A 26,348-nucleotide genomic window follows, 5' to 3' on the forward strand; every position below is an offset into this window, starting at 1 on the left:
AAAAGGATGGAGACGAAACGCATACTGTCTGCGCTTTGCTATTTCAGTGTCATGTTTGCCGGCATCTTATTTCCCCTGGTCGCTTATTTTGCTTCAGAGGACCTGGAGGTAAAGAATCATGCAAAAAAAGCTTTATTTTCGCATCTCATTCCGCTGATACCGCTGCCATTGGTTCTGCTTGGAGTGTTTTTGGATATCACCCAAGGATCAGGCGGTTTTCCAATCCTGCTGTTTTCAAGTGCCATATTCATGGTTCTTTTGAGCTTAATTGTTTTAATCTGGAATATAGTTAAAGGTGTAAAGGTGCTTAATTTAAAGATATAAGATGAGGAGGATGCTGTATGAAGGAAGAACGGAAACGGATTTTAAAGCTTGTCGAGGACGGCAAAATGACGGTGGATGAAGCATTGTTTTTAATTGAGGAGCTGGAAAAGGGGAATGCCAAGCCCGAAACGACGGCTCTGTCTACCTCGGTAAAATTTGAAGAAGCAAAGAAGGATGACTTCAGTACTCACAAAATGAATTCCGTAAAAGATAAGGTGCTTGATTTTGTCGATACTGCCTTCAAAAAAATCAAAGACCTTGACCTCGATTTGAATTTCGGCCAATCTGTGGATATCACCCATATTTTCCAGCAGGGCGATGCATACCTGAACCAGGTGGATATTGATATTGCAAATGGATCCGTAAATGTAATCCCATGGGAGCAAAAGGATGTCCGAATTGAGTGCAGCGCAAAGGTTTATCGCGTCGAGAATCAGGATGAAGCACGCCGGAAATTCCTTGAGGATGCCGTGTTTGCAATCGAAGGGCAGAAACTGCGATTCTCCATCCAGCAAAAGTGGATGAAGGTCGATGCAGTGGTTCATATTCCAAGGGAAGATTATGAAAATATCCGCATCAGATTGTTTAATGGTTCGATACAAGGTGAAAACTTAAATGTAAAGGATTGCCGTGCGAAAACAGCAAACGGAAAGGTACTGCTCGAGGGGCTTGAGTGCGGCAAGCTTGAGGCTGAGACAGCTAACGGCCAAATTGGAATCCACAGAAGCGCAGTGAGGGACCTGGAGGCCGAAACGATCAATGGCGCCATCAAGGCCGACGGTTACTTCAAGCAAGTGGATTTGCAGTCCTTCAATGGAAACCTTACATGCACGGTCAATAATCAGGATTGTGAAAATGCCGAACTGAAGGCGACAACCGGCAGCATCGACCTTTTCCTGCCAGAAAAGACGCCGGCAAGCGGGGAGCTGAAATCCAATCTTGGCAGCTTCAGCATTGAACTTGATGGTATACAGGTGGTCGAAGAGAAAAGCGATATGGTCCAAAAAACGCTGCGCTTCAAGCCGGCAGACGGCAGCCAGCATGCTGTCAGACTGTATGCAGATACAAAGACAGGCTCCATCGCAGTGAAAAAAACGGCGGGAGTCCATATAGAAAAATAGGAAGGTGTTAGACATGAAATTAACTCGTTCACGGACAAATAGAATGCTCGCAGGTGTACTCGGAGGGCTGGCTGAATCCTTTGGAATCAATGCCACCCTGCTGCGGGTCCTGTTCGTCATCCTGCTGTTCAGCACAGGATTGATGCCAATGGCGATTTTATACTTAGTGTTTGTTTTTGTACTATCGAACAGGGAAGGCTATTAAGGATGAGGTGGCTGCTCGGAATTGTGATCAATGCTGTTCTCTTTATAGCACTGGCAGGCTTTTTTGAAAATGAAATTTACCTATCCGGTTTTGGCGCAGCGCTTGGAGCAAGCTTCATTCTTTCAATCCTGAATATACTGGTGAAGCCAATCCTGATCTTGCTGACACTGCCGGTAACGGTACTCAGCCTTGGATTGTTCCTGTTTGTCATCAACGCAATCACCTTGATGCTGACAGACAGCCTGATGGGAAGCTCATTTGAGATCGCCGGTTTTGGCATGGCGCTGCTGACAGCGATCATCATGTCAGTAGCGAATCTGATTATCCAGAATACTGTTTTCAAAGAATCCAAAAATAAATAATGAAGAAGGCCGGCAATTAGATGTGCCGGCCTTAATTATGTTTGCGATTTTTAGCAAACAGGTATTTTGCTATTGTCACTCTGTATCAATAAACGCGTCAAACCCGGCTTTGCGCAGCCGTTCCGCCAGTTCCTTAGCATTCGCCTCATCCTCGAATGCGCCAGCCTGTACCTTGAAGAGGCTGCCATTCCTTTTGGGGGAAGCCGGTTTCCGGGAAGTTGGGGCTGGGGCTGCCGTTGCTTTGGCAGTTGTTGTGCCGGAAGCAGTGTTCCCGGTAACGGATTTCGCTTTCGGCTTAAGGCCGAACTGATCGGCAAGCGATTTTACAATAGCCTCGGCAACGGTTCTGCGGTAGGTTTCTGAGCGGAGCAGTTTAACCTCTTCGCGGTTTGTATAGAATCCGCATTCAGCAAGTACTGCGTCCATTTTTGTTTCTCGGAGGACATGGAAGTCAGCCGTTTTGACTCCCCGGTTCTCCAATCCAGTGGAGAGCACGAGATTGCGCTGGATTTTTTGGGCCAGCTGATAGGCTACAGGAGGCCTCGAGGGATATACATATGTCTCGATTCCGCCGGCATTATTCCAGCCGCCGCTGCCGAATGCATTGGCATGGATGGAAACGAATATATCCACATTGAGGCGATTTGCCTTGTTTGTCCTTTCCTGTAACGGAACATCTTCCTGGTCGGAGTGAGAAAAATAAACTGTCACATTCTGATAGTTGGCCAGCAGGTCTCTTGCATAGTTTGCCACTGCCCGGTTGAATTCATATTCTCTCATTCCGTCAGGACTTCGCTTACCCGGGGTGTTATAGCCATGCCCAGCATCAAGCATGATCTTCATGTCGTCATTCACACCTTCCGTTTAAGATTTTCCTACACAGTATATATATGACCAAAGGAGGAAAAAGGACATAGCGGCTTACCCTAAATGGACCAAAGATGATAACCAAGCCTACTTATTAAGCTCGAAAATATCTTCAAGCCGCTGGGACATAAACTCATGAGCATCCTGAATCCCATAGTTATAAAACTTTGGTGCTAGCTTATCTGCAAAAAACTCAAGCATCAGCAAAGCCGCCAAATCCCCAAGCTCCTCGCCGCGCTCATTCAGGAAATAATCCTGGATCTCCCCAATCATCCGCCGCTTCTCATCCTCTTCAACAGGAAAATTCTTAAGCAATCCAATCCACCCCTTCAATTATCGGTATTAATACATATTCTATCCCAGTAATTCACCGCGGTACAGCGCCGGGGGTCTGACCCCCGGCGCTGTACCGCGGTGAAGGGGTGGGGGTCTGACCCCCAGTGCGTTAATGGGGCGAAGCGGGGGGTTCGACAGGGTTTCGATTATTTCCGTGGAAATAAGTTTATTTCTCTTGCTGTTTCGACATGGATTGTCGGTCCTTAAACAGAAAAAAGATACAGAAGGAAGGGAGCTGGCCCCTTACAATCTGCATCTTTATCTGCACATGGTTATGATCTTTGCATGGTGTGGACAAATTTGTAGCGGTCCGCTCGATAGGCGGATTTTACAAATTCGAAAGGTGTTCCGTCCTGAAGGCTGGATGTGCGAAGAATCAGCAGGACAGGTGAGCCTTTTTCGATTTCCAAAAGGCGGAGCTCCTGATCCTTGGCGACGGAAGCTTCAATCTGCTGGGTCGCTTCATGGATGACCAGATTGAGTTTTTCTTCGATATATTGATAGAGTGATTGGTTGATGATTTCCTCAGTCAAACCTTTCACAAGATTTGCAGGAAGATACGTAGTTTCCAGCGCCATCGGCACATTATCTGCCAGCCTCACCCGCTTGATCTCATATACCGGCGTATTTTCGCTCAGCCTGAGACGATCGGCAATTTCCCTGCCAGCAGGAATGATCTCAAATGATACAAGCCTGCTGCCTGGTGTAAAGCCGCGCTCCCGCATGTCCTCCGTAAAGCTGGTCAGGCCCTGCAGTCTCTGCTCAACCTTCTTCTTATTGACAAACGTACCTTTGCCTTTCTGGCGATATAAATAGCCGTCATTAACCAGGTTCGTCAGTGCCTGCCTGATCGTCATCCGGCTGATCTGGAACATATCTGCATAGACACGTTCAGAAGGGATGGTTTCATCAGGCTGGAGCTCGCCGCTCTCGATTTGAGCTTTGATATACTCCTCGAGCTGGTGGTAAATTGGTATTGGTGAATTTTTATCAATCATTGGCTATTCTCCTGACTGAAAACAGAATTTCCTTTTAAGCAACTCCCATAAAATCATTTAGGGAGTTCAGTTCATGATAATAACGCTAGAGCTTCCTGATCTGCGAAAATCGTAACGTTAGGGTGCTTCTTCAAGACGGAAGCAGGGAAGTCCTCACTTAAATCACCATTCATTAATCGGGCGAGCGCTTCAGCCTTGCCTGCGCCGGATACGAGCAGATAGATTTCCTTGCTTTCCATGATTGAAGCGATTCCCATTGTGATTGCCTGAGTCGGCACATCTTCGAGGGAGTCAAAGAATCTGGAATTGGCTTTGCGGGTACTGTCTGCCAGCTGGATGATATGCGTCCTGCTGGCAAAGGAGGTTCCAGGCTCATTAAAGCCAATGTGCCCATTCTGCCCAATCCCGAGAATCTGCAAATCGATCCCGCCATGCTCCTTGATGAATTGTTCATAGCGTGTGCATTCTTCATCTAAATCATTGGCAGTGCCATCCGGTATATGTGTCTGCTCAAGCGGGATATCGATATGATTGAACAGGTTTTCGCACATGAAATAATGGTAGCTGTTAGGGTCTTTCTTTGAGATCCCGATATATTCATCCAGGTTAAAGGTATTAACCTGCTTGTATGAAGTCTGATTTTTTTTATGGTCATGTATCAGGTTTTTATAGAGGCCGGTGGGAGTGCTTCCGGTCGCAAGCCCAAGGTTCAGCTTAGGGTCTGATTGGAGTTTGGAGATGATCTGGTCTGACGCCTTCTGGCTCAGCTCCTCGTAGCTGCTTGTTCGAATGAGTTTCAACGTTATCACCTCTTAACTTAAGATAGGGAAGTCGTGTCACGCTTATAACTGATTCCGCCCCGGCAAATCGTCATGGCAACATCGCTGTTTTCATCCAGTACGACCAGGTCGGCATCCTTGCCAACAGCAATACTTCCTTTGCGGTCGTATATCCCAAGCTGCCTGGCCGGGTTTTCACTTGCCAGCTTCACCGCTTCTTCAAGTGAAATGCCAGCAAACTTCATCATGTTCTTCAATGAATCCTTCATCTTCAGGATGCTTCCTGCCAGTGTTCCGTCAGCTAACAATGCTTTGCCATTTGCCACATTGACTTCCTGGCCGCCAAGGTCATATATTCCATTCTTCAGGCATTTAGCCCGCATTGAATCTGTTATCAAAATAATGCCGTCTGTACCCTTGGCACGGACCGATAAATCGACCATCTCAGGAACCACATGGATTCCATCAGCGATGATTTCCACTTTTAGTTCATCAAAAAGCAATGCAGCGCCGGCGACTCCAGGGTCACGATGATGCATTCCGCGCATTCCGTTAAAAAGGTGGGTCACATGGGTAGCGCCAGCTTCCACAGCCTCTGCCATCTGGCTGTATGTTGCGTCTGTATGCCCAAGCGAAGCGATAACTCCGTTTGCAGCTAAATAGCTGATGAATTCATAGCCGTTTTCCATTTCTGGAGCCATTGTCACAAGCCGGATATGGTTCCCAGATGCATCTTGCATCTTTGCAAACAGTTCAATATCCGGGGCGATGATATGGTCAGCTGGCTGCGCGCCTTTTCGAACCTCATTGATGAAAGGACCTTCCAGATGGACGCCGACGATTTCAGCTTTGCCAGCGGCATTGTGCTGGCTGATGAAGTCAGCAGCATTCTCCAATGCTTTAAAAATGGCTTCCTGCTCCTGTGTAATGGTTGTCGCCAGGAAGGAGGTTGTCCCTTCCTGAGGCAGGATTGAGGCCATCGTATTCAGAGCCTCTGTTGTGGCATCCATCGTATCTGCCCCTCCAGCACCGTGGATATGGACATCGATGAATCCAGGAACAATTGTGTTCTTCTCATTCAGCTGAACAACTTCCGCTGTCTGCTCTGTATATGCTGGCAAGGAGGATAGACTGCCAATATCTTCGATTTTTCCATTCTTAATATGGATATACCCTTTTTCAGTAATACCAGCTTCCGTCAATACTCTAGAATTTATCAACAATAAATCTTTCATATTTATCACCTGTTTTTTATCTTCTGCTTCTACACTTACATTATACTTGTACCAGTATGGGGTTGTCTATACCACTTCTGCTAGAAAACTCTACTGCACCATATGGTATATACAGGTAAAAAACGGAGTCATTCTCCGCTTATAAAAACATGACGATTAACCTTTATAATGCTCTGCAATTGCCTCGCGAAGATAGCCATTATGCTTTTCCAGGAGTTCTTTTGCTCCATCAGCCTTCAAACCGGTGATGATTTGCAGGATTGCGGCTTTCGTATTGTTGTTCTGCTCCTTGATTGCTGCTGCTGCCTCCTCATCTGAAGCACCGGTCGCCATTTTGACAATATTGACTGCGCGTTTATGCAGCTTTTCATTCGTCATCTGAACATCTACCATAAGGTTTCCGTATACTTTACCCATTTTGATCATCGATGCGGTGGAGAGCATGTTCAAGATCAATTTCTGGGCAGTCCCTGCTTTCATCCGCGTTGATCCGGTAACGACTTCGGGACCTACTACCGCTGCAATCGTATGGCCAGAAATCTTCTCCATCTCTGAGTCCTTGCTGCAGACGACAGAAACGGTTACTGCTCCAATGCTATTGGCATATTCCAGGGCTCCTATTGTATAAGGAGTGCGCCCGCTTGCGGCGATTCCGACCACAATGTCTTCTGCAGATAATGAAATTTCCTTCATATCGGTCTGGCCCTGCTGCTTATCGTCCTCGACACCTTCGATGGCTTCGGTCATCGCTTCCTTTCCGCCGGCGATGATTCCGACTACCATGCCCGGATCTGTGCCATAGGTTGGCGGGCATTCAGAAGCATCGATGATTCCGAGACGTCCGGAGGTTCCGGCTCCAACATAAATCAGCCTTCCGCCCTGTTTAAAGGCCGCGACGATCTTGTCGACGACCTCCGAAATATTCGGAACCTGCCTTGCGATCACATTCGGAACGAGGGTATCCTCCTGGTTGATCACGGTAATGATTTCTTCTGTCGTCATCAAGTCTATATTCATTGTTTTCGGATTTTGCTGTTCTGTATTAAGCTTTGCGATATTCATGTCAATCCCTCACAATAAATTGAAATTTTCCGCCTGCCTTGATAAAAGAAAGGAGGGGAAGGTCTTCGCCGATTATTTTACCAATGCAATTTACTTTTTCATCCCGCGGCAGATCGTTCACTGCGATTTGCAGCTCGCCTGCATACCTACCGTACAGCTCATTATCAATCGTAACAGTCCCGCGGATTCTTTCCAGCTGGTTTTCAGGCGGGTGCTGCTTGTCCCCATTTGAGGCGAAGGAACGGGATTCCACCGCCCGAATGACATCCCGGGCAGGATCCATCCGATTTGTCAGGGTCTTATTGAGCCATTCAGGCTGCGACCAGTCCGATGACTCGATGCGGAGCGGAATGATTTTTTTTCCCAAAAGCGCCAGCGACTCCAGCTGTTCGTCCGAAACTGTGAGGTCGCCAATCAATATTTTATCTGTAAAACAAGAAAACATTAAGTCTGCAGCTGCAATATGAGGGAGCTGTTCGCGGTGCTCCTCGAGAGTAGGCAGGCCGGCGAACACGGGTCCGCGCAAATCCTTGTCTCCCGGGATGAACGCCATCGTCGTAATCCCCATCTCACGGAACATCTGATTTCTTTCTATTAGGAAGGCCTTGTCCAGCCCGGTTTCAGGACGCGGGTAAAAATTATGCCATGCCTCGACATTTTCAGCTTTTAACCCGGCATCCAGCCAGGTTAAGAGTTCCTCTTTCGTCACCGTACTCGCATTGATGCCGATTTTCATTTTTTGCGACAGTGAAACGATTTGTTCCGTTGTAAAACCATAATCAGCCCGGATCCCGGCAAGGCCCCAGTCAAGCAATTTCTCATAGCTGTCCCAATCCAATCCGAGGAAACCCAGGGAGCGCGGGGAAACATCAGCCATCAGCTCCATCTGATGCTCTTTCGCCAGAGCGCCCAGCTCCTGTAAAAGCTCTTTATAATCAGCAGGATTATCTTCAGGGATATGGAGGGAGGTGAAAATTGACTTCAAGCCATATTGTGCCGCTTTTTCAATCCATGCCGCATTCTGGGCACGGAGTTCTTTTTTTAAATAAACGGATAATCCCAGCAAGTCTAACACTCCCGAAATAAAAGATTTAAAGCTTGATAGAAATAAAGAAAGGAGGAAAGCAACTCTCCTCCTTCGTTATGCAGCTCCCGGCCCTGCCGTTGCTGGACAGGGAGCGAGAGACTATCATTCTATTTAGATATCTTTTGCCATTTCGTCCTTGAAGCCAAACGTCCATGTGAAGATGAAGCCGAACACATAAGCGATTAACAGGCCAAGAAGGTAAAGAAGGATCTGGTTTGTATGCACAAGGAAGGCAAGCGGGATACCAGAAACACCGATCGCGATCGTCGCGATTTTAAAGAATGCCTGGAAAGCACCGCCGACAGCTGCGCCGAGACATGCTGTGATGAACGGACGGCCAAGCGGCAGGGTGACACCGAAGATCAACGGTTCGCCGATTCCAAGCATACCTACTGGAAGACCGCCTTTGATGACCTTTTTCAAGCGTTCGTTCTTAGTCTTGAAGTAAATGGCGAATGCCGCACCGACCTGGCCAGCGCCACCCATTGCAAGGATTGGAAGCAGAGGGTCATCGCCGATTGAATTGATCAATTCCATATGGACAGGCGTTAAACCCTGGTGCAAACCAGTAACTACAAGAGGAAGGAACGTTCCTGCCAACACAAGACCGGCAACGACGCCGCCTACATCAAGGATGCCAAGCAATCCTTTTGTGATCAGGTCGGAAATGAATCCGCCGACTGGCTGAAGCACGAATAATGTCGCAACACCCGTGATCAATAATGCCAGAGTAGGAGTGATGATGATATCCAATGATGACGGAACAAATTTACGGATGCGTTTTTCAAGGAAAGCAATGAATACAGCGGCAAGCATGACGCCAATTAAACCGCCTCGGCCAGGAACGAGTGCATCACCGAATAATGTGATGTTCGCGAGTCCCGGGTTGATGAGCAGGATACCTGCTGCGCCGCCCAATGCTGGAGAGCCGCCAAATTCACGTGCTGTATTGATACCGACGAAAACACCAAGGTAACTGAAGATACCCCAGCCAATCAGGTTAAGTACCTGGACAAATGCTGATTCAGGGTCACCGCCTGCACGGACGATTACGTTTGTGATACCGGCAATCAAACCTGAAGCGACGATCGCTGGAATCAGCGGAATGAAGATGCTTGCGATTCTTCTAAGGAAAAGCTTGAACGGCGTTGCGTTCTTCTTGTTCAATTCATCCTTTGTGCGGCCAGCAAGCCCTTCGAAAGGATTCGGATCACTTTCGTCTACAAGACTAGCAGTTTTCCCGGTAATCTCAGAAACTTCATTTGCGACTTTGGTGACAATTCCAGGTCCAAGAATGATCTGCAGTGTTTCTTCTTCAACGACACCGAGGACTCCATCAATTTTCTTGATGGCAGCAATATCCACTTTGCTGTAGTCTGCCGGCCTTACCCGGAGGCGGGTCATACATGAAGCGACATCTGCAACATTGCCCGCGCCGCCAAGCTGTTCAAGTATCTCTCTTGCCAGGCGTTCTTCATTACGCATGGTGTTTCCCCCTTAATAAATAATGATAAGTGTAAAAATAAGTCCAAAAATGAATTCGCTTACAATTTGATGATAACAAGTACACGTATAGTTGTCTATACCTTTTTGAATTATTTTATAGGTGGTATTAGGATTAAGTGTAAAGGTAAGTACCAGTTGGTAAGTGGTATGCATATCAAGCTGACAGTCACATATATTTGCGTTTTCCAAATAGCTCCCTGTGGGTGTATGGAGTATCAAAACAATTGCCGTTTTTAGTCTCGTTGTATTTGGTTATTAGTGAAAAAGTGCTAAAATAAAAAGTATTGTTATGAAGCAGAAATTGACATGTCCATATACGTTATTAAAAAGGAGGAACTTCTTTGCCAAAAGTCCGGACAAAAGACATCATTAAAAAGTTTGATATGGAGCTGGTGAGCGGAGAGGAAGGAATCAACAGGCCGATCACCACGACTGACATTTCCAGGCCAGGACTCGAAATCGCTGGTTATTTTGAATATTATCCTGCAGAGCGTCTGCAGCTTCTCGGAAAAACAGAGCTGACATTCTTTGAAAAATTAGATCCGCGTGATAAAGCGTATCGGATGGAAAAGCTTTGTACCGACATCACTCCGGGCATCATCGTCACAAGAGACATGGAAGTCCCGCCTGAACTGATTGAGGCTGCCGAGCGTGAATCCGTTCCGGTTTTGCGCTCGAAGCAAAAAACGACAAGGCTTTCCAGCCACCTGACCAACTATCTTGAAAGCAAGCTTGCGCCAACAACTGCCGTCCATGGTGTACTGGTTGATATTTACGGAATCGGCGTTTTGATTACCGGCAAAAGCGGCGTTGGTAAAAGTGAAACCGCGCTGGAGCTGGTGAAACGGGGACATCGCCTTGTTGCCGATGACTGCGTTGAGATTCGCCAGGAGGATATCGGAACTCTGGTCGGAAATTCACCAGAGCTCATCGAGCATCTGCTTGAAATCCGGGGACTGGGCATCATCAATGTCATGACGCTGTTTGGCGCAGGGGCGGTACGCAGCCATAAACGAATTTCGCTCATCATCGACCTCGAGATCTGGGATCAAAAGAAATCCTACGACAGACTAGGCCTTGACGAAGTGACGATGAAAATCATCGATACAGACGTAACAAAGCTGACCGTACCAGTGCGCCCAGGCCGAAACCTGGCCGTCATCATCGAAGTCGCAGCCATGAACTTCAGACTGAAGCGCATGGGCGTCAACGCAGCCGAACAATTCACCAACAGACTATCAGACGTAATCGATGACACCGACCACGACGAACACTAATTAACGCATTAACGCACCGGGGGTCTGACCCCCACCACATTAATGCGTTAAAGCGCCGGGGGTCAGACCCCCGGCGGTTTAAAGTGCTAAAGTGCTTGCTTGCCAATTGCCAACTAATATAGAGATTAAGGGGAAATGTTATGGAGAAGACTATTCAGCCGCTTGACCCGATTGCTTTTTCGCTTGGACCGATTCAGGTGCACTGGTATGGGGTCATTATCGGAACAGGGATTGCGCTTGCTTTATGGCTTGCGATGCGCGAAGGGGAAAGACGCGGCCTGCCGAAGGATATATTTGCTGACCTGATGCTGTGGGCGATTCCGATCGCCATCATTTCGGCGAGACTTTATTATGTTATTTTCCAATGGGATTACTACAGCCAGTATCCCGCTGAGATTCCGCAAATCTGGAATGGCGGCATCGCCATCCATGGTGCGCTGATTGGAGCGGTGGCGACCACCTACTTTTTCACGAGAGCCAGAGGCGTTTCATTCTGGAAGCTCGCTGATATTGCAGCGCCAAGCTTGATCCTCGGGCAGGCAATCGGCCGCTGGGGCAATTTCATGAACCAGGAGGCACATGGCGGCGAAGTGAGCCGGGCATTCCTGGAAAACCTGCACCTGCCGGAATTCATCATCAACCAAATGTATATTAATGGAACGTACTATCATCCAACATTTTTATATGAATCAATCTGGAATATCCTCGGCTTCATCCTGTTAATGTCCTTGCGCAAGGTTAACCTGGGCCGCGGCGAGATTTTCCTGAGTTATGTGATCTGGTATTCAATCGGCCGCTTCTTTGTCGAAGGCATGCGCACAGACAGCCTGATGCTGACCGATACACTTCGCATCGCCCAGACGATTTCAATCGCACTTATTCTTGTGGCCATCGGACTATGGATTTTCAGAAGAGTAAAAGGCTATTCAAAGGTAAAATATTTAGAGCAGGCCAACTAAGTTGACGTTCTTGCAAAATTATACAGAATCAAGCTATTAAAATGGGAGAGATGCTTCGATGGTTTCATCATTGAAAAAGGGGTTATTGGTTGGCTTGAAGACGACCTGGTCACTAGGTAAAGTGATTTTCCCGGTCACACTGATCGTTTCAATCCTTCAATATACTCCAGTCCTGCCGTGGGTGATTAAGATGATCACCCCGTTGATGTCGCTTCTCGGACTGTCGGGGGATGCAGCGATACCGCTTGTCCTCGGGAATTTTCTTAATCTATATGCCGCCATTGGAGCTATTCTGACCCTGGACTTAACGGTAAAAGAAGTGTTCATCATCGCGGTGATGCTGAGCTTTTCGCACAATATGTTCATTGAATCCGGAGTGGGAGTTAAGGTCGGCGTAAAATTGTGGATCATCCTGCTGGTCCGTTTTGGACTTGCGATCACCTCCGCAGCCGTTATCAACCTTGTTTGGAATGGCGGAACTGAACTTGCCAAATACGGAATGATTCCGTCTAAAACAGAAACGGTAACAGGGGCCGGACCGATACTGCTTGAAAGCATTACAAAAGCAGGTCTCGGTATTTTCCAGCTCGCGCTGATTGTCATCCCGCTAATGATGGTCGTTCAAATCATGAAGGATAAGCAGTGGCTGGATGTATTCTCAAAGTGGATGGCACCAGTGACGCGAGCACTGGGAATGAAGGAGAACACCTCAACAACGCTTGCTGCCGGGCTGCTGTTTGGCCTCGCCTTTGGCGCCGGCTTGATGATCCAGGCCGTCCAGGAGGATGGAGTCAGCAAAAAGGATGTCACGATTGCGTTCATCTTCCTGGTTGCCTGCCACGCCGTCGTAGAGGATACATTGATTTTTGTTCCGCTCGGAATCCCCGTGCTGCCTCTGTTATTGATCCGCCTTGGTGTGGCTATATTATTAACGATAGTAGTGGCATTCATCTGGAACCGCGCAGAACTCGCAAAAAGAAAGGAAGCAGTATATGAGCAATAAAATAGACACAGTCCTGTTCGATTTGGACGGGACATTAATTGACACAAATGAACTGATCATCTCATCCTTCCTTCATACGATGGAAAAATACTATCCTGGCCAATATCAGCGGGAAGATGTCCTTCCGTTTTTAGGGCCAACGTTAAAAGAAACGTTCGAGACTCTTAACCCGGAAAACTATGAAGAGATGATTACAACCTACCGCACATACAATGTCGCCAACCATGACCTTCTTGTAAAAGGGTTCGAGGGTGTTTATGAGACGGTCCGGACACTGAAGGAAAATCAATTCAAGCTTGCCATCGTTACGACCAAGCGGTTGGATGTGGTGAAAATGGGCTTAAAACTGACAGGACTTGATGAATTTTTCGATGTGGTCGTTGCCCTTGACCATGTTGAAAAGGCCAAACCGGATCCGGAACCGCTTTTAAAAGCGCTTGATATGCTTGGATCAACTCCTGAGCAAGCAATCATGGTAGGTGATAACCACCATGACATTCTTGGCGGCAAAAATGCCGGCACACTGACAGCTGGCGTTTCCTGGTCGGTCAAGGGGAGAGCGCATCTGGAGCAATACAAGCCGGATTACATCCTCGACAATATGGCCGACATCCTGCCAATCCTGGGAGTATAGCATGAGGGATACGACCCGTTACCGTGTGGAAGGTGCAAATTCTCTCTGGCATGTTTATAAAACTGTTCCTTTTTGGAAGGTCGTGAAAAATTTCATCGTCATCCAGTTAGCGCGCTACACACCTTTCCTCGGCATGAAAAATTGGCTGTACCGTACCTTTTTAAGAATGAAGGTAGGCGACCAGACATCATTCGCGCTGATGGTGATGCTTGATGTCATGTTCCCTGAAAAAATAAGCGTCGGCACCAATACGGTTATCGGCTACAACACGACCATCCTCGCCCACGAATATTTAATCAAGGAATATCGCCTCGGTGAAGTGAAAATCGGCAGCGAGGTCATGATCGGGGCCAACTCAACCATCATGCCTGGCATCACAATCGGTGATGGCGCCATCGTATCCGCCGCTACACTAGTCCACAAGGACGTCCCGGCGGGAGCCTTCGTCGGCGGCAACCCAATGCGGGTCATCTACACGAAGGAAGAACTGCAGCAGCGCTGGGCCGATGACGAGATTTACGGACAAAAATAAGCGAAACGGGATCTTTTGATCCTGTTTCGCTTTTTGAGTGGGTTTAATTTTAAGATAGGAGCTTATAAATGAATGATTTTGCCAAAAGCTATCTAAAGTACATTTTATTATTCGCGGCTGCGATGGTTGGTTTTGTCATTGCCTATGTCCTCTCGGTCGTGATGTTCTTTTTCTTCATTGGAGTCATCACCCTGCCGATCGTCATCATCGGGTTTCCGATTGGTGTTTACATATTGTGGTCCATTGTCCTAAAAACAGCATCAAATAGACTTGTGAACTACCTGTTATTGCTTGGCTCTTATATCCTGTATGTTTATGCGGTAATACAATTGGATGCTGTTTCGTGGTCGGAAAAGGGCAATCTTAGTTATTATTTGGACTTTTTAAGCGGAAAGTAACCATTTTAAAAATAGTGCTTTCCTAATTATGCCGTTGATTTCCGTTCCAGGCGCTTCGCTTTCCTCTGAAGAATTACGAAAAAGCCCAACTGCCGGCTTTTTCATAATCAAATTCTTCTTGGGGCGTGCGGTGAGCCTCCTCATCGCTTCACTCCTGCAGGGTAAAATGGCCCCTCTTTTTCGGGCCATTTCTACCGGGGAAAAATGGTCTCTTGTTTTCGGACCATTTCTACCGGGGAAAAATGGTCTCTTGGTTTCGGACCATTTCTACCGGGGTCTCACCTGTCCCGCTAAATCCCGAAGGAGTCTGCGCGCCTTCCACTACAATCAACTGGATTGAAGATTAACATTAGTTCTTAACAGAACACAAAATATACCGGCGTGATTTTAAAGAAGCGCCTCACAGTAAACGTCATTTTATCAATCTACAAACCTCCCATGCTCCGGTACAGCGATCTTCTCGAAGTCCCTTACCAACAAATCCAGGTTCTCCGCAAGCTCTTCATCTTCCATCGGCCTTCCGTGACCGGTAATGGCCCTGGCTGGCTGCAATGCATATAGTTCCTGTACTGATTTGCGTGCTGCTTCCCAATCAGGTGTTAAATAGCGGGGCGGCCCGCTGATTTCTTTCTTTTGCAGCACAACCTTATAGAGCGACTCCTGTTTCACGGTGACAAAGGCATCGCCGGCTATCAGGGTGCGGTCCGAATCTCGAAAAAGGGAGATATGCCCTGGTGTATGTCCCGGTGTGTGCACCCAGCGCCATCCTTCCATTCCGGGCACAGTCCCATCGAGTGGAAGTGCTTTTGCTGAGCTGCCAAGCTTGATCGCTTCGTTTGGATAAAGCTTCGAAACCTTTGCCAGCAATCCGCCGTCGACGGTAGGATCAGGTTCTGGATAATTTTTTACGCCCGAGAGATAGGGGAGCTCCATTTCATGCGCATAGACATCGACATTCCAGTGCTCGACGAGTTCGACAAGTGCACCGACATGGTCGAAGTGGCCGTGGGTAAGGATGATCGCCTTGGGTGGATTGTTCTTTCCAAAAAGCTTTTCAGCTTCCTGGATCAATTTCTCAGCAGACCTCGGCATGCCAGCATCAATCAGCACCCAGTCATTCTGGTCGCCCGGCTGGCCGAAAAAGCAGACGTTGACAATCTGGATATTAAAATAATGAAGATCATTCGTGACTGATTCCATATCCCCGCTGTCAACAGACGTAACAGGGATGATTTTGTCCTCAAAATTATTTTCCATATCGAAACCTCCTCTTCTTGCTGACTATTTACCCCTTGTCTCATTAGGAAAACAGAAAAAGCGAAACGGGCAAGCTCCGTTTCGCTTTTTTATTTCCGACCATATGGAAAATCCGAATAGCAGTAAATTGTACGGTCCGCATATTCGTTAGGTTCACAATAGGAACATGTCTGCAGCCCGATTTTTTTCGCGGGGATCAAGTCTGTTTTTTGGTCGCCGACTGCGAGGTCCAGCTGATAGCGGTCATGCAGATACTGATACGCATGGACATCCGGTTTTAAAGAATAGCCATCGTCTGCCGGGCAGATGACTTCCTCGAAGTAGGGCATAAGATCCCAATGGTCCAGCAGCTCCTCGGTCGAGCGCCGGTTCCTGTGGGTGACCAGCACATTGACATCGGCACTTTCCAGTACATTTTTTACATGAGGAAAAAGTGGCTTCCGATCATGAGGCAGCGTCCGCTCCACCTCCCTGAATTCCTTCACCCTATTTCTGTCGACACCATAAAACTCATACGCCGTGCCATATTTTAAATGAGGCAGTACTTCTTCATATTGCAGGTCTTTTTTAGCGATGATTGTGAATGCTTCGACCAGTGTAGGCCACGAATCAAGAATTGTTCCATCCAAATCCCAGAGAATCCTCATGACTGACAGCCTCCCCTATTTAGTTGCAACCATTTTAACCATCTGATTTTTAAAAAGCAAACATGAAGAGCTAATGGTTGACGGATACTAGAATGAACTGTAAACTACATATAACTTCATCTTGTTACCATATTAGCGAACTAAAGGATTTAGATAATTTAAACTAAAATCTCCCTGAATGGGTAAAGGATAAAAACCACCAGCAACGAAGAGGGTGAAATTGATGAGCAGATTGTTCATGTTTGAAAAGCCGCTTGGCATGAGAGATACACTTCCAGAATTATATGAAGCGAAGGACAAGGTCCGGGGCTCGATTGAGCAAGAGATGAAGCAATGGGGCTTCCAGTTCATCGAGACTCCGACACTTGAATACTACGAAACGGTCGGGAATGCTTCGGCCATCCTGGACCAGCAGCTGTTCAAGCTATTAGATCAGCAGGGCCATACCCTTGTGCTAAGGCCTGATATGACAGCGCCAATCGCGAGGGTCGCGGCTTCGAAGCTTTACAAAGACAGCGTGCCGCTAAGGCTGGCATACTCGGCAAATGTGTTCCGCGCCCAGCAGCGGGAAGGCGGGCGTCCTGCCGAGTTTGAACAAATCGGCGCCGAGTGCATCGGGGACGACTCGGTCAGTGCTGATGGAGAGATGATCGCAATCGCCATTTCCTCGCTAAAAAAAGCCGGGCTGCAGCAATTCCAGCTGTCAGTGGGCCATGTAGGATTTGTGAATGAATTATTTGTCCAGATCCTTGGGAACGAAGAACGCGCCCGTGAATTGAGAAAGTTTTTATATGAAAAAAATTATGTAGGCTACCGTGAGCATGTCAAATCCTTGCCGCTGTCATCGATCGATTCGCAAAGGCTACTCGCATTCCTGGAGCTGCGCGGCGGTCCCGAAGTGATTGGCAAGGCCTCAGAGCTGATTGAAAACGGGAAGGGCAGAGCGGCGCTGGATGAATTGAAGCTGCTCTGGGATGTAATCGAGGATTACGGCGATAGCGACAAGATCAAATTCGATCTTACCATCATCAGCCATATGAGCTATTACACCGGAATTTTATTTGAAGTATATGCAGGCATGGTTGGCTTCCCGATTGGAAATGGCGGACGTTATGACCGCCTGCTTGAGAAGTTCGGAAAAACGGTAGGAGCCACAGGTTTTGCGATCAGGCTCGACCGGCTGCTGGAAAGCCTCGGTGATTTAGGAAGACCAGACCCGGTGACATGCATCCTGTTCAGCCTTGAACGGAGGAAGGAAGCGTATCAGCTGGCAGCCCAGCGCCGTGGTGATGGAGAAAAAGTCGTCCTGCAGGATATCAGCGCTGTACGCAATCTGGATGCCTGTTCGAGTGCCTTCTCTGACGTTGTTTTCTTAATAGGGAAGGGGGGAGCGCAATGAATGATCAATTGACGATCGCCATGCCGAAGGGCCGGATCTTTGAAGAAGCAGCAGAGCTCCTGCGCCGCGCAGGCTATGAGCTGCCTCCGGAATTTGATGACTCAAGGAAATTGATTATTGATGTGGAAGAAGAGAATTTCCGCTTCATTTTAGCAAAGCCGATGGATGTTGCAACATATGTGGAGCACGGTGTTGCCGATCTTGGGATTGCCGGCAAGGATGTATTGCTTGAGGAGGAACGGGATGTATACGAGCTGCTTGATTTAAAAATCAGCGGCTGCTATCTTGCTGTTGCCGGTCTTCCCAATACGAAAATGAACGATGTTGCCCCGAAAATCGCAACGAAATATCCGAATATCGCCGCTGCCTACTTCAGGGAACAGGGCGAGCAGGTCGAAATCATCAAGTTGAATGGCTCAATCGAACTGGCGCCGCTGATCGGCCTCGCCGACCGCATTGTCGATATCGTTTCGACCGGAAGAACGTTGAAGGAAAACGGCCTTGTTGAATATGAAACGATCACGAACGTAACCTCCAGGCTGATTGTCAATCCAGTCAGCTACCGGATCAAGGACGATGTGATCAGCGAACTGATCAAACGTCTGAGCGATGTGATCTAAGCAGGGACTTGAAAGGATTGATTTTTGATGAAAATCATTAATATAGATGGCAGCATCTCGCTGAAACGGACCGTCGATGGCGGGACAGAGGAGCAGCGCAGGGCTGTCCAGGGAATTATTGCAGAAGTAAGGCGATCAGGCGACCAGGCTGTCACGGCTTTTACGGAAAAATTCGATTCTGTTTCGCTTTCGGACTTCCGGGTGACGGAGGCGGAAGTCGCCGAAGCCTACACATTAATCAGTCCGAAGCTTGTAGATATCATTACTGAAGCTGCCGCAAACATCAGGGTCTATCACGAGAAACAGCTTCGCCCATCCTGGATGACAACGGACGAAAATGGGACCATGCTTGGCCAGAAGGTGACGCCGCTTGATTCAGTCGGCGTCTATGTACCAGGCGGAACGGCGGCATATCCTTCATCTGTGCTGATGAATGTCCTGCCTGCAAAAACAGCCGGAGTGGAACGCATCGTCATGGTTTCACCGCCGGACAGGGACGGCAAACTCCCGGCAGGTGTCCTCGTTGCCGCGGACATTGCCGGAGTAAAAGAAATCTATAAGGTCGGCGGAGCCCAGGCTATCGCTGCCCTTGCATATGGCACTGAAACCATCAAGCCTGTCGATAAAATCACTGGCCCGGGCAATATCTATGTCGCACTTGCAAAGCGCGAGGTATTCGGGGATGTTGCTATTGATATGATTGCCGGGCCAAGTGAAATCGGGATCCTTGCAGATGACTCAGCAAGAGCAGAGGAAATTGCCGCTGACCTGCTTTCCCAGGCAGAACACGATCCGCGGGCCTGCGCGATTTTGGTGACAACTTCACGGAGTCTTGCCAAGGATGTTCAAAGTGAAGTTCACAAACAGCTTTCACAGCTGCCGCGTAAGGAAATCGCCACTGCAGCAATAGAAGACTTTGGCGCAATATATGTTGCGAAGGACCTGGAAGAAGCAATAGGAGCCATCAACCAGCTTGCTCCTGAGCACCTCGAAATCGTGACAGAAAACGCAATCGAACTGCTCGGAAAAATCAGGCATGCGGGCGCGATTTTTCTTGGACGATATAGTTCAGAGCCAGTCGGAGACTATTTTGCAGGGCCGAACCATGTCCTGCCGACGAACGGAACAGCACGCTTTTCTAGTCCGTTAAGCGTCGAAGACTTCCAGAAGAAATCGAGCATCATTTTTTACAGTGAAAAAGCGATGAACGATAATGGCGCAAAAATTGCAGAGTTTGCAAGGCTTGAAGGGCTTGAGGCCCATGCGAGAGCCGTCGAGACAAGGCTTAAATAAAGGTTAACGGAGGAAAAATCAATGGAACGTACCTCAACGGTTAATAGATATACGAACGAGACAAAGATCGATTTAACATTTGGGATTGACGGTGAAGGAAAAACCTCATTGGAAACTGGGGTGCCATTCCTTTCCCATATGCTTGATTTATTCGCGAAGCATGGCCAGTTTGATTTGAGAGTCGATGCAAAGGGCGACATCGAAGTCGACGGCCACCATACAACAGAGGATATCGGGATTTGCATCGGACAGGCGCTGCGCGAAGCTCTTGGCGACAAAAAAGGAATCAAGCGCTACGGGAGCGCCTTTGTACCAATGGACGAAGCCCTCGCACAGGTTGTAATCGACTTGAGCAACCGTCCTCACCTCGAGATGCGCGCGGAATTCCCGTCGCAGCAGGTTGGAACTTTCGACGTCGAGCTTGTCCATGAATTCCTCTGGAAGCTCGCCCTTGAAGCAAGGATGAACCTGCACGTGATCGTTCATTATGGCAAAAATACACACCATATGATCGAAGCAGTTTTTAAAGCATTGGGCCGTGCGCTTGATGAAGCGACGACGATTGACCCTCGGGTAAAAGGGGTGCCATCTTCAAAAGGGATGCTCTAACCTGCGATATATAGAAAGGAAGTATGAACATGATTGGCATCGTGGATTACGGCATGGGCAATTTGTTCAGCGTCAGCAAGGCGCTTGAACGCCTGGATGCGCCATATTTTATCTCAACAGTAAAGGAAGAACTTTTGCAGGCAGACGCCCTGCTTGTTCCGGGTGTCGGCTCGTTCCGCGATGCAATGGCTTCGCTGAACAGTACCGGATTAACGGAAGCCATCACCGAATTCGCTTCTTCAGGCAAGCCTGTTCTTGGCATTTGCCTCGGCATGCAGCTGCTGTTCGAGGAAAGCACCGAGAACGGTTTGACGCAGGGACTTGGACTGCTTCCTGGAAAAGTTGAACGGTTCAGCGGCACGTCCGCAGCTGGCGAAGCGTACAAGGTTCCGCATATTGGCTGGAACAAGCTTCGTTTGACCGGAGAGTCTCCGTTATTGAATTCTCTGGAAGAGGACTATGTTTATTTCGTCCATTCTTATTATGTAAAAGCCTCCGACCGGGACGTGCTTGTCGCAGTCGGTGACTATTATGATGTTGAAGTGCCGGCCATCGTCGGCAGGGACAATATATTCGGCATGCAATTCCACCCGGAAAAAAGCAGCGCGATGGGCATGGGGCTGCTCCGCAATTTTGCCGGGCTAGCTGCAGAAAGGAAGGCCAACTCATGAGTTTTACAATCTATCCAGCAATCGACATGCGCGGCGGGAAATGTGTCCGCCTGCTCCAGGGTGATTACGATAAAGAAACAGTTTACGGCGATTCACCATATGAAATGGCCAAAAAGTTTGCCGAAGAAGGCGCCAAGTGGATCCATATGGTCGACCTCGACGGTGCGAAGGATGGAAAACGGGTCAATGATCAATTTGTGATCCAGGCTGCCCGTGAACTTGGTGTTAAAGTCCAAATCGGCGGCGGCATCCGCACTGAAGCCGATATCAATCATTATCTCGAAAATGGCGTCACAAGAGTGATCATCGGAAGCATCGCTGTATCGGAACCTGAATTTGCTGAGGAAATGGTGAAGAAGTACGGTGCGCAAATCGCCATAGGCCTTGATGCGAAAAATGGCATGGTCGCGACACATGGCTGGCTGAATACCTCTGAGGTTACCGCAATCGATCTTGGCAAGAGATTTGCCGAAGCAGGAGCCGAGACGTTTATTTTTACCGATATTGCGACCGATGGAACGCTTGCGGGTCCTAATCTTGAGGCGACGCGCCAGCTTGCATTGGAAACTGGCAAAAATGTCATCGCATCCGGCGGTGTCAGCTCGCTTGATGACCTGAAGGCATTGAAGGAATTCAATGGAGACGGAATAAGCGGCGCCATCGTCGGCAAAGCGATTTACGAAGGGCGTTTTTCGGTAAAATCAGCCCTGGAAGTGGGGAATAGCGATGCTGAGTAAACGAATCATCCCCTGCCTGGATGTGAAGGATGGCCGTGTCGTAAAAGGCGTGCAATTCGTCCAGCTGCGCGACGCCGGAGACCCGGTCGAGCTTGCCCGATTCTACGACGAGCAGGGGGCAGACGAGCTTGTATTTCTTGATATTTCCGCATCGGTTGAAGGCCGCAAAACGATGGTGGAAGTAGTCAGGGAAGTGGCGTCAGAGCTGGCCATTCCTTTCACCGTTGGCGGAGGAATCAACACGCTCGAAGATATGAAAAGAATGCTCCGCTCAGGTGCTGACAAGGTTTCGCTGAATACGGCCGCTGTCAATAACCCTGGATTGATCGCTGAAGGCTCTGATTATTTCGGCGCCCAATGCATCGTCGTTGCCATCGATGCGAAGTATGACCCTGAGCTTGGTTCATGGCGTGTCTACACCCATGGCGGCCGCACGCCGACAGAGCTGGAGGTCATCGAGTGGGCGCGCGAAGCAGTCAGGCTCGGCGCTGGTGAAATCCTGCTGACAAGCATGGACAGCGACGGCGAAAAGAAAGGTTTCGATTTGTCTCTGACACGCGCAGTCAGCGAAGCAGTTACCGTACCGGTCATCGCTTCAGGCGGCGCCGGCAATGCAGACCATTTCGTCGATGCTTTTACTGAAGGAAAAGCGGATGCAGCACTGGCAGCCTCGATTTTCCACTATCGTGAAACCTCTGTAAAAGAAGTAAAATCCCATCTCCACGACAAAGGAGTGATTGTGAGATGAACCTTGAACAACTGAAATTTGACGCCAACGGCCTGATTCCCGCAGTGGTGCAGGATGCCTCCACACTTGAAGTATTGACCGTTGCCTATATGAATGAAGAATCGCTAGGAAAATCACTGGAAACACACGAGACCTGGTTCTACAGCCGTTCCCGCCAGGAGCTCTGGCACAAAGGGGCGACAAGCGGAAACACCCAGAAAATCGTTGAGATTAAGTATGATTGTGACGGCGACGCATTAGTTGTTCTTGTGGAACCAGCCGGACCAGCCTGCCACACAGGAGCGGTTAGCTGTTTTTCAGAGAATCTGCTGAATAGCGAAACTGCTGATGCCTCAGCCTCATTGAGCGATTTTGCCGTGATGCTGGAGCTTGAAAAAACAATCCGTGACCGTGAACAAGACATGCCGGAAGGCGCCTACACCACCTATTTATTTGAAAAAGGCGTCGACAAGATCCTGAAAAAAGTCGGCGAAGAAGCAGCAGAAGTCATCATCGCAGCCAAAAACCGCGACCCAGAAGAACTCAAATGGGAAGCAGCCGACCTGCTTTACCACCTGATGGTCCTACTGCAGGAACAGAAACTGCCGCTGAAAAACGTATTGGAAGTATTGGATAAGAGGAAGAAACCCGGCGCTGACTAGGATTGCGCTGGGTTTTTCTTTAGTTTTTCTAATAGAAAAAGTTACCTGAAGGTCGATAGACTCTGCCTTTGTTGGTTCCCGTTTAGATAAGTTCTAGGGGTTGCAGAATCCTTTTAGCCTGTGGGGCAGAATCTGCCATGAGGAAATCCCGGAGGTCTTTATTTGTGATGGAATCTCCATATAGATGGAAGTAATCTTTTAATGCGTCTAAGTGTGCATCCTTGGATACGCTGCCGCATCCTCTGCAAATCCAACTGCCATGAATATGCTGCATGCCAAAGGCTTTGCATGCAGGACATTGAACACCCTTGCTCATGTCTTGCAGGGGGAGGTCCATCGATCTAAGGTCCGGTACGAAGGGTTCATGATGTTTGATTAAGAGCCTCGCAGCTTTTTTAAGCTCTTTTCTTGAAAAAATTTCGTGCCTGTATTTCTCCTGGAATGGAGGGAGTTTAAAGGCAATATTGCTGGATCTGCAGACTCTGTTGCTAATTTCTTTATTATTGGCTGGATTTTTAATAATCGAGTGGGAGTTGCTGATGGTGATTAGGAATTCGAGAGGTGGTGGCGAGAAATTGTTTGTTGCCAGGAAGGATCTTAACTGAGAAGCTTGTATCTTAGCTTGAGTGATGGGATCATGGACCTTCTTTTCCGGAAAAATAGTGAGTGATTTTACAGGTAAAAAAATATATCGACGAAAAATCCGAGGATATCGACGAATTTTTAAATATATCGACGAAAAATAAAATATATCGACGAATATTTAATTTTATCGACGAATTTATACAAGATATCGACGAATTGGAAATTTCGCTCGGTTTTTACCAGTTCGCCCTTAAGGTTTATGTCCCAGCGTTGCAATGTACAGCTATCCCCCTGGACATTTGCACACCCTGACCCTGCAATGTGCTGCCTATTACCTGGACATTTGCACACCCCGACCCTGCAATGTGCTGCCTATTACCCTGGACATAGGCATGCCCTGACCTGCAATGTGCTGCTTATTACTTTGACATCTGTAGACCCTAATCCCCTAATATGCCGCACACAACCCAAATATCCCCATCCCAGCCACCACATTTTCCAAACGCCATCTTCTCGAACCGTCTGTCCGTATGTTATACTACATTAGTTAATGGCGATTCCCATAGGCTGTTGTCTAATCGGCTGCTTGCTATTGAACTGAGCGCCGAATCAAAAGCAGCCAAGTCATGCATACAACAAGGTAAACTGAAAAAAGACACCTTGGTTAATAACGTTTACGGAGGATTACATGGGAAAAGACTCGAAAGCAATGAAGCAAAAGGGACAATTGCTGTCATTCGTTCCTACTGGTGAATATTACTTCACCAAAGGGGTCAAGGCTTTTCATAGACGGGAGCTCAAGAAGGCTGAAAAGTACTTCAAGCGTGCGATGCAGCTTGAGCCCGGCGAACCGATGATCATTTGCCAGCTGGCGATTGTTCAGTCGGAGCTGGGGGAGTACCAGGAGTCGAACCGTCATTTGCACTTGATCCTCGAAGAACTTGATGAACATATGGCTGAGTGCCATTATTTCTTAGCAAATAACTATGCTCATATGGGCTTATTTAGAGATGCGTTCAGGCATGCGAACTTATACTTAGATTTGAACGAGGATGGCGAGTTTACGGAGGATGCGAATGACCTTCTTGAGCTGCTTACCCTTGAAGCGGAAGAGATGGATGAGGACTATTATGAAGAGGATGACCTGATCGTCAAGCAGGAGGAAGCGCGGAATCATCTTGAATCCGGCGAATTTCCGAAGGCGATTGAAATCTTCCATGAAGTCATCGAAGAGTACCCAGAATATTGGTCTGCCTACAATAATCTCGCGCTTGCTTATTTCTATCTTGGCAACACCGTCAAGGCGCGCGAAATCCTGAATGATGTACTGGAGCAGAACCCTGGCAATCTGCACGCACTGTGTAATGCCCTCGTGTTTGCCCACTATCAGAATCAGGCAGAAGAAGTTGAAGATTTGAAGGCCTCTCTGGGAAAAATCCATCCAATCCACGTTGAACACCAGTTCAAGCTTGGTGCCACATTTGCCCTTATCGGCGAATACGAGCTGGCCTACAGATGGCTGAAGAAGCTGCAAAAGTCAGGCTTCGAAGGCGATGGCGCTTTCTACTACTGGCTGACGCATGCATCTTATTTTACCGGCAGGGAGAATTCAGCGCGAATCCTCTGGAAGAAGGTTCTTGAGCACAATCCTGAAAAAGAAGGTATGGAGCCATGGGCTGCTAACCCGGGCGGAAAATTCGAAACGCAGGTCGCGGCCATCATCAGCCAGCTGAACAGCGACTATCCTGAAGAGCGGCTGTTCGCCCTGTTCCTTACTTCGATTTCGACAAGGAAGCAGGAGATACTGGCTGCTGAAAAGTCGACCGAGAAGATGACGGAAATCGAGAGATCGTACCTGTCCTATGTCGCTTCCGGCAAGCTGATCCAACTCAAGGAAGAAGTAGCCGGCGCACACGAAACAGCAAAAATTCTCTATGACCACTATCAGCCAATCGGTAAAAACGAAGCTGGAGTCTACATTATGTGGTTTTCAGTATTTGAGCAGGCAGCAACTGCCGGCTATGACTTCAAAAACAAGAAAGCATGGGCCGCAGCAGTAGATTATCTCTGGGATAAGCTAAGAAACATCAAGACAACCAAACAAGCAGTAGCAAACAAATACGGACTATCCGTATCCACGCTTACTAAATACATCAACTTAGCAAGCGAATTCCTGCTAGAAGAAGACAGCATCTAAAAGGGTAAACCAATTCTGTATCCCAACAGAAAAGGTTACCCTTTTCCACTTTAAAGCGGTGGGGGTCAGACCCCCACCGCTTTACCGCATTAACGCGCCGGGGGTCAGACCCCCGGCGCGTTAATGCGGTAAAGCCAACTCCAAACTCAGGAGATACCTCCCCTGGTTTTGTCAATTATGTGAACTCCTGCAGTTTCATAAGCATATTTTTGGACTATGGAGCTCTTGTTTTATAGGATATGGGTATGCAGGTAATACT

Annotated in this window: 29 protein-coding genes; 19 read left to right on the top strand and 10 right to left on the bottom strand. The window is 48.1% G+C overall.

Annotated elements, in window-relative coordinates:
• Positions 1-6 precede the first annotated feature (6 nt).
• From AC3EBE_RS08935 to AC3EBE_RS08950, 4 genes are read left to right on the top strand one after another with little or no spacing between them, the layout of a single operon-like run.
• Positions 7-324, top strand: a complete 318-nt coding sequence (locus AC3EBE_RS08935) for a magnetosome magnetite crystal formation protein family (protein ID WP_488594669.1) — start codon at positions 7-9, stop codon at positions 322-324.
• Between the two features lie 17 nt (positions 325-341).
• Complete coding sequence (locus AC3EBE_RS08940; protein WP_488594670.1) at positions 342-1,445, top strand: DUF4097 family beta strand repeat-containing protein; 1,104 nt, start codon at positions 342-344, stop codon at positions 1,443-1,445.
• 13 nt (positions 1,446-1,458) lie between these two features.
• The gene (locus AC3EBE_RS08945; RefSeq protein ID WP_488594671.1) at positions 1,459-1,650 is read left to right on the top strand and encodes a PspC domain-containing protein; all 192 of its coding nucleotides are present in this window, start codon (positions 1,459-1,461) and stop codon (positions 1,648-1,650) included.
• A 2-nt stretch (positions 1,651-1,652) separates the two neighbouring features.
• Positions 1,653-2,012 carry a phage holin family protein gene (locus AC3EBE_RS08950; protein WP_488594672.1) on the top strand — a complete coding sequence of 120 codons (360 nt, stop codon included), beginning with the start codon at positions 1,653-1,655 and terminating at the stop codon, positions 2,010-2,012.
• Positions 2,013-2,087: 75 nt separating this feature from the next.
• Here AC3EBE_RS08950 and AC3EBE_RS08955 read toward each other — a convergent pair whose 3' ends face one another.
• The 8 genes from AC3EBE_RS08955 to AC3EBE_RS08990 all read right to left on the bottom strand — a co-directional run bounded on the left by AC3EBE_RS08955 (position 2,088) and on the right by AC3EBE_RS08990 (position 9,861).
• On the bottom strand, positions 2,088-2,855 hold the full coding sequence (locus tag AC3EBE_RS08955) for an N-acetylmuramoyl-L-alanine amidase (protein ID WP_488594673.1): 768 nt from the start codon (positions 2,853-2,855) through the stop codon (positions 2,088-2,090).
• Between the two features lie 111 nt (positions 2,856-2,966).
• Positions 2,967-3,194, bottom strand: a complete 228-nt coding sequence (locus AC3EBE_RS08960; protein ID WP_488594674.1) for a DUF2164 family protein — start codon at positions 3,192-3,194, stop codon at positions 2,967-2,969.
• Between the two features lie 293 nt (positions 3,195-3,487).
• The gene (locus tag AC3EBE_RS08965; RefSeq protein WP_488594675.1) at positions 3,488-4,213 is read right to left on the bottom strand and encodes a GntR family transcriptional regulator; all 726 of its coding nucleotides are present in this window, start codon (positions 4,211-4,213) and stop codon (positions 3,488-3,490) included.
• Positions 4,214-4,284: 71 nt separating this feature from the next.
• Positions 4,285-5,013: a glucosamine-6-phosphate deaminase gene (nagB, locus tag AC3EBE_RS08970; RefSeq protein WP_488594676.1), complete on the bottom strand. Its 729-nt coding sequence runs from the start codon at positions 5,011-5,013 to the stop codon at positions 4,285-4,287.
• Positions 5,014-5,030: 17 nt separating this feature from the next.
• Complete coding sequence (nagA, locus tag AC3EBE_RS08975) at positions 5,031-6,227, bottom strand: N-acetylglucosamine-6-phosphate deacetylase (RefSeq protein WP_488594677.1); 1,197 nt, start codon at positions 6,225-6,227, stop codon at positions 5,031-5,033.
• Between the two features lie 156 nt (positions 6,228-6,383).
• The gene (gene murQ / locus AC3EBE_RS08980) at positions 6,384-7,289 is read right to left on the bottom strand and encodes an N-acetylmuramic acid 6-phosphate etherase (RefSeq protein ID WP_488594678.1); all 906 of its coding nucleotides are present in this window, start codon (positions 7,287-7,289) and stop codon (positions 6,384-6,386) included.
• A gap of 1 nt (position 7,290) precedes the next feature.
• The gene (locus AC3EBE_RS08985; RefSeq protein ID WP_488594679.1) at positions 7,291-8,355 is read right to left on the bottom strand and encodes a DUF871 domain-containing protein; all 1,065 of its coding nucleotides are present in this window, start codon (positions 8,353-8,355) and stop codon (positions 7,291-7,293) included.
• A 132-nt stretch (positions 8,356-8,487) separates the two neighbouring features.
• Positions 8,488-9,861: a PTS transporter subunit EIIC gene (locus tag AC3EBE_RS08990; protein WP_488594680.1), complete on the bottom strand. Its 1,374-nt coding sequence runs from the start codon at positions 9,859-9,861 to the stop codon at positions 8,488-8,490.
• Positions 9,862-10,223: 362 nt separating this feature from the next.
• On the opposite strand from AC3EBE_RS08990, the gene hprK reads away from it, so the two are divergent.
• The 6 genes from hprK to AC3EBE_RS09020 all read left to right on the top strand — a co-directional run bounded on the left by hprK (position 10,224) and on the right by AC3EBE_RS09020 (position 14,685).
• A complete protein-coding gene (hprK, locus tag AC3EBE_RS08995; protein WP_488594681.1) occupies positions 10,224-11,159 on the top strand; it encodes an HPr(Ser) kinase/phosphatase in 936 nt (311 codons plus the stop codon).
• 140 nt (positions 11,160-11,299) lie between these two features.
• Positions 11,300-12,118 (top strand): prolipoprotein diacylglyceryl transferase, encoded by an 819-nt coding sequence (gene lgt, locus AC3EBE_RS09000; RefSeq protein ID WP_488594682.1) that lies wholly within the window; start codon positions 11,300-11,302, stop codon positions 12,116-12,118.
• Positions 12,119-12,176: 58 nt separating this feature from the next.
• Positions 12,177-13,121, top strand: coding sequence for a nucleoside recognition domain-containing protein (locus AC3EBE_RS09005; protein ID WP_488594683.1), 945 nt, complete (start codon positions 12,177-12,179; stop codon positions 13,119-13,121).
• Positions 13,111-13,755, top strand: coding sequence for a pyrophosphatase PpaX (ppaX, locus tag AC3EBE_RS09010; protein ID WP_488594684.1), 645 nt, complete (start codon positions 13,111-13,113; stop codon positions 13,753-13,755). Before AC3EBE_RS09005 ends, ppaX begins: the two co-directional genes overlap by 11 nt.
• Before the next feature lies 1 nt (position 13,756).
• A complete protein-coding gene (locus AC3EBE_RS09015) occupies positions 13,757-14,287 on the top strand; it encodes an acyltransferase (protein WP_488594685.1) in 531 nt (176 codons plus the stop codon).
• A 68-nt stretch (positions 14,288-14,355) separates the two neighbouring features.
• Positions 14,356-14,685 carry a hypothetical protein gene (locus tag AC3EBE_RS09020; RefSeq protein ID WP_488594686.1) on the top strand — a complete coding sequence of 110 codons (330 nt, stop codon included), beginning with the start codon at positions 14,356-14,358 and terminating at the stop codon, positions 14,683-14,685.
• 420 nt (positions 14,686-15,105) lie between these two features.
• Here AC3EBE_RS09020 and AC3EBE_RS09025 read toward each other — a convergent pair whose 3' ends face one another.
• On the bottom strand, positions 15,106-15,942 hold the full coding sequence (locus tag AC3EBE_RS09025) for an MBL fold metallo-hydrolase (RefSeq protein ID WP_488594687.1): 837 nt from the start codon (positions 15,940-15,942) through the stop codon (positions 15,106-15,108).
• 89 nt (positions 15,943-16,031) lie between these two features.
• Positions 16,032-16,589 carry an HAD hydrolase-like protein gene (locus tag AC3EBE_RS09030; RefSeq protein ID WP_488594688.1) on the bottom strand — a complete coding sequence of 186 codons (558 nt, stop codon included), beginning with the start codon at positions 16,587-16,589 and terminating at the stop codon, positions 16,032-16,034.
• Positions 16,590-16,812: 223 nt separating this feature from the next.
• Between AC3EBE_RS09030 and AC3EBE_RS09035 the strand changes: the two genes are divergently transcribed.
• The 9 genes from AC3EBE_RS09035 to AC3EBE_RS09075 all read left to right on the top strand — a co-directional run bounded on the left by AC3EBE_RS09035 (position 16,813) and on the right by AC3EBE_RS09075 (position 26,089).
• Positions 16,813-17,988, top strand: coding sequence for an ATP phosphoribosyltransferase regulatory subunit (locus AC3EBE_RS09035; RefSeq protein WP_488594689.1), 1,176 nt, complete (start codon positions 16,813-16,815; stop codon positions 17,986-17,988).
• Entirely contained in the window at positions 17,985-18,608 is a 624-nt protein-coding gene (gene hisG / locus AC3EBE_RS09040) for an ATP phosphoribosyltransferase (RefSeq protein ID WP_488594690.1), read from the top strand. Before AC3EBE_RS09035 ends, hisG begins: the two co-directional genes overlap by 4 nt.
• Before the next feature lie 27 nt (positions 18,609-18,635).
• Positions 18,636-19,901, top strand: coding sequence for a histidinol dehydrogenase (gene hisD, locus AC3EBE_RS09045; RefSeq protein ID WP_488594691.1), 1,266 nt, complete (start codon positions 18,636-18,638; stop codon positions 19,899-19,901).
• Between the two features lie 21 nt (positions 19,902-19,922).
• On the top strand, positions 19,923-20,510 hold the full coding sequence (gene hisB, locus AC3EBE_RS09050; protein WP_488594692.1) for an imidazoleglycerol-phosphate dehydratase HisB: 588 nt from the start codon (positions 19,923-19,925) through the stop codon (positions 20,508-20,510).
• A 29-nt stretch (positions 20,511-20,539) separates the two neighbouring features.
• Complete coding sequence (gene hisH, locus AC3EBE_RS09055; protein WP_488594693.1) at positions 20,540-21,181, top strand: imidazole glycerol phosphate synthase subunit HisH; 642 nt, start codon at positions 20,540-20,542, stop codon at positions 21,179-21,181.
• Positions 21,178-21,918, top strand: a complete 741-nt coding sequence (gene hisA, locus AC3EBE_RS09060; protein WP_488594694.1) for a 1-(5-phosphoribosyl)-5-[(5-phosphoribosylamino)methylideneamino]imidazole-4-carboxamide isomerase — start codon at positions 21,178-21,180, stop codon at positions 21,916-21,918. Before hisH ends, hisA begins: the two co-directional genes overlap by 4 nt.
• On the top strand, positions 21,908-22,666 hold the full coding sequence (gene hisF, locus AC3EBE_RS09065) for an imidazole glycerol phosphate synthase subunit HisF (RefSeq protein WP_488594695.1): 759 nt from the start codon (positions 21,908-21,910) through the stop codon (positions 22,664-22,666). Before hisA ends, hisF begins: the two co-directional genes overlap by 11 nt.
• Positions 22,663-23,307 (top strand): bifunctional phosphoribosyl-AMP cyclohydrolase/phosphoribosyl-ATP diphosphatase HisIE, encoded by a 645-nt coding sequence (gene hisIE / locus AC3EBE_RS09070; RefSeq protein WP_488594696.1) that lies wholly within the window; start codon positions 22,663-22,665, stop codon positions 23,305-23,307. Before hisF ends, hisIE begins: the two co-directional genes overlap by 4 nt.
• 1,273 nt (positions 23,308-24,580) lie before the next feature.
• A complete protein-coding gene (locus AC3EBE_RS09075; RefSeq protein ID WP_488594697.1) occupies positions 24,581-26,089 on the top strand; it encodes a tetratricopeptide repeat protein in 1,509 nt (502 codons plus the stop codon).
• The last annotated feature ends 259 nt before the right edge of the window (positions 26,090-26,348 follow it).

It is taken from the genome of Mesobacillus sp. (assembly GCF_057785455.1).